Raw genomic sequence first — 8830 nt, forward strand, 5'->3', positions numbered from 1 at the left:
GCACACGGTCGAGCGAATGATCGAGAGCCTCGACATTCCGGCGACCATTCTTCGCCCTGCCTACTTCATGCAGAACGAGCGCATGGTCCAGCAGGTGATCCAGGGCTACGGCGTCTACCCGATGCCGATCGGCTCGACGGGCGTCGCGATGATCGACGCGCGAGACATCGCGGACGTCGCCGTCGCCGAACTGCTGCGCCGCGACCGCGCGCTCGCGCCGTCATCGCGCGTGACGCTGGACCTGGTCGGGCCGGAGTTGTTGACTGGAGAGTCGGTGGCCAAGATCTGGAGTGCCGCGCTCGGTCGCGAAGTGGCTTACGGCGGGGACGACGTGGCGGCCTTCGAAGGACAGATGGCCTCGTTGGGGCCATCCTGGCTTGCCTATGACATGCGCCTGATGATGGCGGGAATTCAGAAGTTCGGCATGCACGGTGCGGACGGCGCAGCGGATCGCCTGCAGGCCATGCTCGGCCGTCCTCTGCGCAAGTACACCGACTTCGTCAAGGAGGCCATTGCCGCGTCGTAGCCTGGTCCGTCTGAGCAAGGCGGTTGGCGATGGTGTGTCTTTGGGGCGCCGGCTCACGGTCCAGACCAAAGTCAACTGCGCCAGCCGCCCAGGGCCCAGTACGCGAGGAGATTGGCTCCTCAAAGTCGACATCGTGTCTAGTTGCTGTACAGCAGACCCCGGCCGGTGCCGCTGATGTAGATCCGGCCATAGACGTTCTGGTCGGCTGCCAACATGCCGATGCCGCCGAACTGGTGGTCGTCGTCGTTGAAGCGCGACCAGGTGGCGCCGCCGTTGTTGGAGCGGTAGACGCCCCACACGCCGTTCACCACGCCCACCACATAGACCGCCGCCGAGTACGGGGCGCCGGCTTTCGCCTTGCCCAGCGCGATGGCGCTGGCGCCCTGCACGTGGGCCCATGGGTTGCCGATGAAGATCGACGCGAAGTTGCTGAGCTTGGTCCAGCTCGCGCCCGAATCGGTCGAGCGGTACACGGCGTTGCCGTCGGCCAGCCAGAGCTCGCCTTTGGCATTCGGGTTGACCGCCAGCGAGGTGTTCGCAAAATAGTTGGGCGCCAGTCCCGCGGCCACCGAGCCCTGGCTCAGCGTGAACGTGTGGCCACCATCCTTCGAGACGTAGACCTTGCCCGGCGTGCCCCACCAATGGCCGCCGGAATCGTAGGCATAGACCTTGTTCGGGTTCTTGCGATCTGCGGCCAGGTGGTAGGCGCGGGGAAAGATGTCGGCGATCGCCGGCAGGTTGGTCGGGACCCAGGTGGCGCCGTTGTCCGTGGTGTACGACGGTACCGAGTTGCCAGGCGCCCAGACCGCCTTGTTGCGCGCGGTGACCGCGATGCTCGCTTCCTGACCCTTGTTTTCCGCGACGCCGGGCGGGTAGGTGGCGAACTTCGCCCAGGTCTTGCCGCCGTCGCCGGACCAGACGCCATAGCCGGTGCTGTTGCCCAGGACGACGCCGATGGTGGCCATGTACTGCGGGTCGGACCACGCCATGTCGGCGGCGAAGCCATTGCTCCAGCTGGTGGCCGGCGTCAAGGTTGGCTTCGTCGTGAGATCCGTGTGCACCCAGGTGCCGATGTCGCCCGTACTGTTGATCACGGTGTACGTGGCGCCGGCCGGCGGCGTGGCCAGGCCCAGGACGGCAGTCTCCTCGATGCCGTCGTTCAGCTCGTTCCAGCTCGGCGTGGCCGAGGACGCGTTGTGGGTTTCCCAGACCCCGCCGCCATGGCCATACAGGATGTGATCCCGGTTGGCAGGATTGATCTCGATGTCGTCGGGCCATCCCCAGAAGGGCGCGTCGGCCGGCGTGTGCGGCATGGTGGCCGCGATTTCGCGCCAGGTCCGGCCGGCGTCGTCGGACAGCCGGATGATTTGCTGGCCGCTGAAGTTGCCCCAGGTGTTGGTCACGCCCAGCGCAATGCGCGTGGTCGCGCCGGTGCCGGAGACGGATACGCCGCCGTAGCCGGCGGAGTCGTTGCTGTTGAGCAAGGTCCAGTGGGTGCCGTCAAACTTGTAGAGACGGGCGGGACCGGCAGCGCCTGGACCGGACTCCTTGGTGAAGACCACATAGAACATGCCGTCTGCGGCGCGCACCATGTGCGGGATGTGATAGCCGGAGATCGGGGTCATCACCGGGGTCCACGATGCGCCGCCGTTGCTGGACTTGTACAGGTTCGAGGCCAGGCCCGCTGTCTGGACGTAGTCCGGGGCGATGGCCGTGTAGATCGTCTGCGTGGCCGAGCCGCTGCCCTTGGTGCCGGTGTCGTAGACGACCGTCTCGACGCCCATCGCGCTGTTCATGCCCAAGGCATTGACCTGGTCCTGGGTCAGCTTGGCGCTCGACAGCGACGTCACTTGCGCCCAGGTGAGGCCGGAGTCGATGCTCTTCCACAGGCCGGCCGTGCGCGTGGCGTAGAACAGCGTCGAAGGCTTGTTGGGATCGACCATCAGGCGCTCGCCGATGGCCCGGCCGGGGTTGTTGCCTCCCAGGGGGAAGGGCAGGCCGACGTAGGTCCAGCGGTTACCGCGGTTGCTGGAGATGTACAGGCGGCCGTTGCCTTCAGTCGTGTACATGCCGGCGGCCATGTAGACGAGCTGGTTGTTGTTCGGATCGACGGCCATGCTTTCGATGCCGTGGAAACGGTTCTCGCCTCCACCGAAGCCCAGACCATCGGTGATGGGCACCCAGGACGACGTGGCCTGGCTCCAGCGGTAGGCGCCACCGACGTCGGTGCGTGCGTACAGCAGGTTGGCGGTGGTCGGATGGAAGACGAGGCCGCTGACGTAGCCGCCACCGCCGAACTTCGCGCTCGTCCAGGTGGTACCGTGGGTCACGGACGCAGCGGAGGATGCAGGCCCTTCCGCGGCGGCGTTGGTTGCCGTAGCGGCCTGCAGTCCCAGGAACAGGATGAGCGACAACTTTGATTGGGGTGAGCCGACGAGCCGGCGCGAGGTGAAGTGGGCGAAGTCCATGGCGTCGCAGTGTCGACAGGCGTCGGCGGGCATTCCTGATCGACTTGTGACGGACCGGAGACCCACGACGCGCTTGCGCAACAATTACCTCTTGTTGTCTTCTGCCGGCCGCATTCCCTCGGGGAGTCGGCCGATGCACTCATCGGACGAGGGGTCGTCGTGAGCGAACTCCTCATCACACTGCCCGGCGGGTCGCTGGACCTGCTCGGCGAGCGCGTGCTGCGCCATGGCGTACCCGTGAAGCTCGAGCCGCGGGCGTGGCGCGTGCTGGAGAAGCTGGCCCGCTTCCGCCATCGAGTCGTCACGAAGGAGGAACTGCTGGCCGCGCTGCGCCCGGAGGGCACGGCGTCCGAAGATGCGCTGAGGCAGGCGGTCCGTGCGGCGCGGCGGGCCATCGGCGACGACGGCCCGCACCAGATCATCCGCTCGATCCCGCGCGTCGGCTACAGGTTCGACACCCCATCGGCATCGGCACCCGAGCCAACTGCGGCGGGCTTGTCGCGCGACAGCATCCCGTCGTTGATCATCGGCCCGCTGTGCAATCACACCGGGCAGCCGAGCCTGCACTGGGCCGCGCACGGCCTCGCTGCCTGCATCGCGCACGGCCTGTCGATCGACGGACGCCTTCAGGTTCAGGATGCCCAGTCACTGCAGGCGTCGTGGCCGCAGGAACAGCTGCGCATGCTGCAGATGTTGCGCGCGGCCGGAGCGCGCCATGCGGTGGTCGGTTCATTGACGCTCGAAGGCAACGAATTCGCCCTCGATCTGCAGGTCCATGACTGCGACAAGAAGGCCGTCATTGCGCTGCGCGCGCCTGCTCCCGCCGGGCTCGTGCTTCCCGCCATCGAGGCCCTGCGGCACACGCTGCTTGGCGTCGACGAGCGCGATGGCCACAGGTTGCGGGGCTGCTCGCTGCTGTCCATCGAGTTGTTCGCACGGGCCAAGCACGCCGCGGTGCTGAACCGGCATCCTGCGGCGCTGCGGGCCCTCCAGCTTCTGCAGCACCTGGATGCGGGCTTTCCGCGCCTCGATCTGGAGCTGCTGCGTGCACAGGCCGCCTGTGGCAGCGATGCCGGACCGGTCAGCGCGGCACGCCTGCTGGACGCCGCCAGACGGGACCAGGACCCTTGCCTCGAAGCGCAAGTGCGGCAGTGCCTCGGAACGCTGCACCACGTGAATGGCCGGTTGCGCGACTCGGCGCAGAGTCTGGAGCACGCCCTCGTGCTGGGCCGCGGCTGCATGCCGCCGCACTGGCAGGGGCACACCTTGATGCTGCTGGCATCGGTCGAGTGCCGCCTGGGCGAGCTGCATTCCGTGGCGACACGCCTGAACGAGGCCGAGTCGATCTTCACACGCATCGGCAGCCACTGGGGGCTGCTGAACGTACTGTGGCTGCGGGCGATCATGAGCTCGCTATCCGGCCATGCCGAGAAGTCCATCCGGTGGAACAGAAAGCTCGCTCACGCGGCCCGCCGGCTCAATGCCAACACGGCACTCGCAAGCGTCTGCCTCAATCTCGCCGGCGAACTGCTCTACGCAGACCGGCTCGAAGAGGCGCGCGAGTGTGCAGAGGAGGCGATCGCCACCGCGCTGGCGATCGAGGCGGACGTGAGCCTGTTGAGCACCATTGCCAACATCCACTGCCTGCTCCATCGCCTGCGAGGCCGCCCGGATGCCGCCTCGGAGCTGCTGTCGCTGCTGCCGCACCCGGACCGGGTGCAGGACGACGGCTACCTCTGGCAGGCCCACGCTCATGCCGCCATGGCGGCTGGGCGCGTCGACGAGGCGGCCGATTGTTTCTTGCGGGCGGCCGCCGAGTGCCGTCGCCACGGCAACCAAGTGGCCGAAGCGCCCATGCTCCCCTGGCTCGTGGAGGCCCTCGTCCGCAGTGGGCGCCTGCCACTCGCCGAGGCGGAACTCGATCGCGCGAATGCGCAGGCCCACCTGCAGGACGAGACCACCACCGCGAACCTGCTGTACCCGCGCGCCCTGCTGGCACACCGGCTGCAGCATGGACCGGAAACCCGGTCGCTGCTTGCGCGGCTAGCCACCGCGCCGGCTGCACTGCCCCTCTTCCGGCGGCTGGGGCAGGAGCTGTCGGCGGCACCCGGCGAGCTGCAGCGCGAGCTCCCGATGCCGATGGCGTCGGCCAACGGCGTGATGCGTCGGGAGTACCGCTTCGCCCACTGCGTGCTCGACGTGGAACGCCGCGAGCTGTGGGTCGATGGGCGGCGCCAGACACTCGCGCCCAAGCCGTTCGACGTGCTCTTGCATCTGTACCGCAATCGTCATCGCCTGGTGACCCAGGACGAACTCCTTGATACCGTGTGGCGCAAGGCCGTCGCATCGCCGGAAGTGGTCACGCAGGCGATCGCCAAGATTCGCCAGGCGATGCGTCGAAGCAAGACCCACACCGTCCGGGTCGAGACCGTCTACGGCAAAGGGTACAGGCTGCTGGCCGATGCGCGCGTCGAGCCCGTCGACGACACCGCCGCGGCGCTCCTGTCGGACCTGCACGCGGTCCAGCAGCGCCCGCTGGCTGTCGTGCCGCTGCCGGGCGGAAGCCCGGGCGTCGGCGTCGCGGATCGGGACCTCGGGTATCCACTGGAGATTCTCGGCTACACGCTGGCTGTGCACTCGGGGCTGAAGCGCGTGTCCGCCGCCGAGGTGCAGGCGGGTATCGATGACGCCCCGACCCCGACGCCAGAAGCAATTGCGACCGCGATCGGCACCCGAAGCCCCGGCGCGCACATCCTGTTCGCCCGGCTGGCGCGTCGCGACGAATCGTTGGCGCTGGAGTACGTGTGGGTGTCGCCCACGGCGCGTACCGAAGGCAGCATGCACGACCGGTCGCCGGCGGCACTCGGCCGGCGGCTGGCCGCCAGGCTGCTGCGGCTGCAAGCCGACACCGCGCAGGCGCACGCCGACGCCGTGGACGAGAGTACGTGGATGACGCAGATGCTCGAACTCGCATCGCGCGCCGCCGAAGAACATCGCCGCAGCGATGCGTTGCAGATCCTGGACGTGGTCCTCGATCAGGATCCCGACCACGCTTTGGCGGCGGACCTCAAGGCGCGCATCGACGCCGGCGGCGCGCTAGACAGCGCGGGCCGCACGAGCACGTCCACGCCTTGATTGCGCGCGGCGCGTTCGCACATCGCTCCTGCCGGCCGCTTGACGAAGTGTTCCTGGCCTTGGGCTTTTCGGCGGCCAGTCGGCGACGGCGACAGGCTGCTCAGGGTCGTCTCGTGCCGACCGCGCTCCGATAGGGGCCCGCGCTGGGCCCGTTCCATGCGCCGTCAATCGCACGGTGTGGCCCGGCGCTTCGGCAGTCGCGCGCGGGCTGCGTAGCGTCAGACCACCTCGCGGCGCATGTTCAGGAAGGTGAAGTTCTTGATCGTCTCGCGCAGCTTCTTTTCGCACAAGCGCGGGATCTCGACGATCTTGAACCCGGCGACGGCGCGGCCCCCGCGGACTTGCGTCCAGAGCAGCTCCACCTTCGCACCGACGAGGCCGATGGTGTCGACGAACATCAGGAACTCGAACTGGGCGTTGAGTTCGAGCGAGGGGTCGTGATCGAAGCTGGCGTTGACGCCAGAAGCGGAGATGTCGTTGAGCGTTCCCTCGAGCCGCCTGCCGCCGGTCGACACGAAAGCCGCCGCCTTGGCGATGTTCTTCACCGGCAGGAAGCGGTTGCTCGACGCGTGCGGCTTGACGTTGCGCAGGCGCTTGAACAGCGTGTCCTTGATGATGTTGGCTCGCATGGTCGCCACCGCCGCCAGCTTGTTCGACTGGTAGAAGGAAGCGACGCTCTCGGCGTTCTCACCCGAGCTGCGCATCTCGGCTGATCTCACGTCTTCCACGCGGATGCGCACCGGATAGTTGGGGTCGATGAAGCTGTGGAACACCACGTTCAGGGACTCGATCACGAAGGCCACCTGCGAGCGGGTCCAGTGGCTGTAATGGTGATAGTGGGCGTACATCGCCTGGCGGGCCGCCTCGATCAACATGATCCCGGGGACATGCTCCTGGTGCCTGCGGAAGAAGAAGTAGTTGGTCGTGTCGATCACCAGGTTGACATACAGCGCGCGAGGGCGGCTGAACGAAGGCAGGCGTTCGAACAGGTTCGAGATGGTGACCCGGTCCTTGTCCGTCAGGTGGTCAGGGCGCTCGACAAAGGCTTGCATGAACTGCACCTCGTCGACTTCGTCCACAAAATCTGCGTGCAGAACGAGTGACCCGCCTTCGTCGGTGTAGTACTTCTCCAACTGCGCGGGGTCAACCGCAGCGCCGCCGCACAGGCAGGATTTGTCGAGGCGTGCCGGCAGACTGCACAGGTACAAGCGACCCGGCGGCGAGTTGCCGGTTGACGCTGCAGCGGGCCTGTAGAAGCGGCGCAGCGCGGCGAGGTCGGCAGGGTCGAACTCGGGACTGTCCAGCAGCTTCTCGTCGAAGAACGCGGGGATGGGGACGCGTTCGTTGCATACGAGAACGTCCTCTTCGAACTCCTTGTGTACGGTGTTCGGGGAAGTCTTTTCAATTTCGGTGGCGCCGATGAACATGGCTTTTGGCCCTTTCCCAATGCTCGAAACGAGCACGGATTGAACCAGCGCGAATTCGGTTCGCGGTGCGCGGAAATACGTAGTCAGCAGGCCACCGCTAACCGACCATCGCACCGGCACGTGCAGCCGGGGCCCTGGGGTGCCGAGCGCAGCGTCACGCATATCGCGGGGATCAGCCACGAGTCGTGCACGGCTGCCGATCCAGTGTGGGCCGGCAGCCGTGCTGCTTCAGTCGGGCTGAGGCGAAGCCGGGGCCGTGATCGTCGGCTTGTAGGGGAAGGCGCCGATGAACCGTGGGAACTCCGGATTCATCTTGCCTTGAAAGCCCAGCCGTTTCGACAACTTGGGGTGTCCACCGCTGGCCGCGAGACTGTTGCGCGAGTCGGGCTTCATCACATACCCGTTGTCGGCCGTTGGAATACTGACCGAAGGGTCGGCATTCTTGCCGTGGACGTCGAACTGTGCGGCCTGTGCTGCTGCCAGCGTCGCGTACGTCGGGCTGTAGGTGATGGCATGGTCGGCACGGTCGCTGTAGCAGATGTTGTGGTCGAAGACCTTGAAGCTCGAGCGGCCGAGGCCGGTGGTGTCGAAGCACCTCACTTGCGCGCCGGTGTCCGGCGCGAAATAGACCAGGTTGTTGGCGACGTTGTGGCCCCGGCCGACCGACTTCATGATGATGCCGGTGTTGGAGGCGCTGCTGCCGCTGATGTAGATCGAGTTGTTGCGCGCCGTCACGTGGGTGTCGACCGCATCGCCGTCACCACCACTGTTGCCCGAGGGCATGACAACGCCTTGCACCGTGATTGTCGGCTGGGTGGTCCAGGCGACCACGTTGTCCTCGACGATGCAATAGGGGCAGGAGCCGATGTCGATGGCATTCGAGCCGACGTTGATGATCTGGTTGCCACGCACCACCGAGCCGGCGTAGCCCTCGGGGTTGCTGCTTCCCGGCGCGATCTGGATGCCGTAGCAGCCGCCGCCGGCGCCGGGGGTTTCGTCGACCAGGTTGTTCTCGATCACCAGGTCGTCGGTCGTGCCATGCACCACCAGCGAAACGCCCTGGCAGGTGCCCTGCACGCCGCAGGCATAGCTGGTGCGCGGGCCGCACACCGCCGAGCGAGTCAGCGTGTTGCCGCGCACGATGGCGCCGTGGAAATCCGACGATGCGAGGTAGATGTTGTGGTTCCTGAGCAGCGGGCCGGAGTAGAAACCGTTGTTGTCGAAGCGGTTGCCTTCCAGCAGCAGGTAAGGGCCACCGCCGAACAGCCCTTGCA

General features: G+C 66.8%; 5 protein-coding genes. 2 read left to right on the forward strand and 3 right to left on the reverse strand.

Annotation, left to right across the window (positions count from 1 at the left end; all coding sequences use genetic code 11):
• Nucleotides 1-526 (forward strand): NmrA family NAD(P)-binding protein (locus AC1DYI_RS19745; protein ID WP_477205837.1); only part of this gene is annotated, 526 nt, incomplete at its 5' end.
• Nucleotides 527-663: 137 nt separating this feature from the next.
• Here AC1DYI_RS19745 and AC1DYI_RS19750 read toward each other — a convergent pair.
• Nucleotides 664-2994, reverse strand: a complete 2331-nt coding sequence (locus tag AC1DYI_RS19750; protein WP_477205838.1) for a dockerin — start codon at nt 2992-2994, stop codon at nt 664-666.
• Between the two features lie 159 nt (nt 2995-3153).
• Here AC1DYI_RS19750 and AC1DYI_RS19755 point away from each other — a divergent pair, with 159 nt between their 5' ends.
• The gene (locus AC1DYI_RS19755; RefSeq protein WP_477205839.1) at nt 3154-6129 is read left to right on the forward strand and encodes a winged helix-turn-helix domain-containing protein; all 2976 of its coding nucleotides are present in this window, start codon (nt 3154-3156) and stop codon (nt 6127-6129) included.
• Nucleotides 6130-6347: 218 nt separating this feature from the next.
• On the opposite strand, the gene AC1DYI_RS19760 is transcribed toward AC1DYI_RS19755, so the two are convergent.
• Both AC1DYI_RS19760 and AC1DYI_RS19765 read right to left on the reverse strand, forming a co-directional pair.
• Nucleotides 6348-7556, reverse strand: a complete 1209-nt coding sequence (locus tag AC1DYI_RS19760; protein ID WP_477205840.1) for an AfsA-related hotdog domain-containing protein — start codon at nt 7554-7556, stop codon at nt 6348-6350.
• Between the two features lie 228 nt (nt 7557-7784).
• The coding region (locus AC1DYI_RS19765; RefSeq protein ID WP_477205841.1) for a hypothetical protein at nt 7785-8830 on the reverse strand (1046 nt) is incomplete at its 5' end.

Source organism: Ideonella sp. P3_A4 (assembly GCF_056403075.1).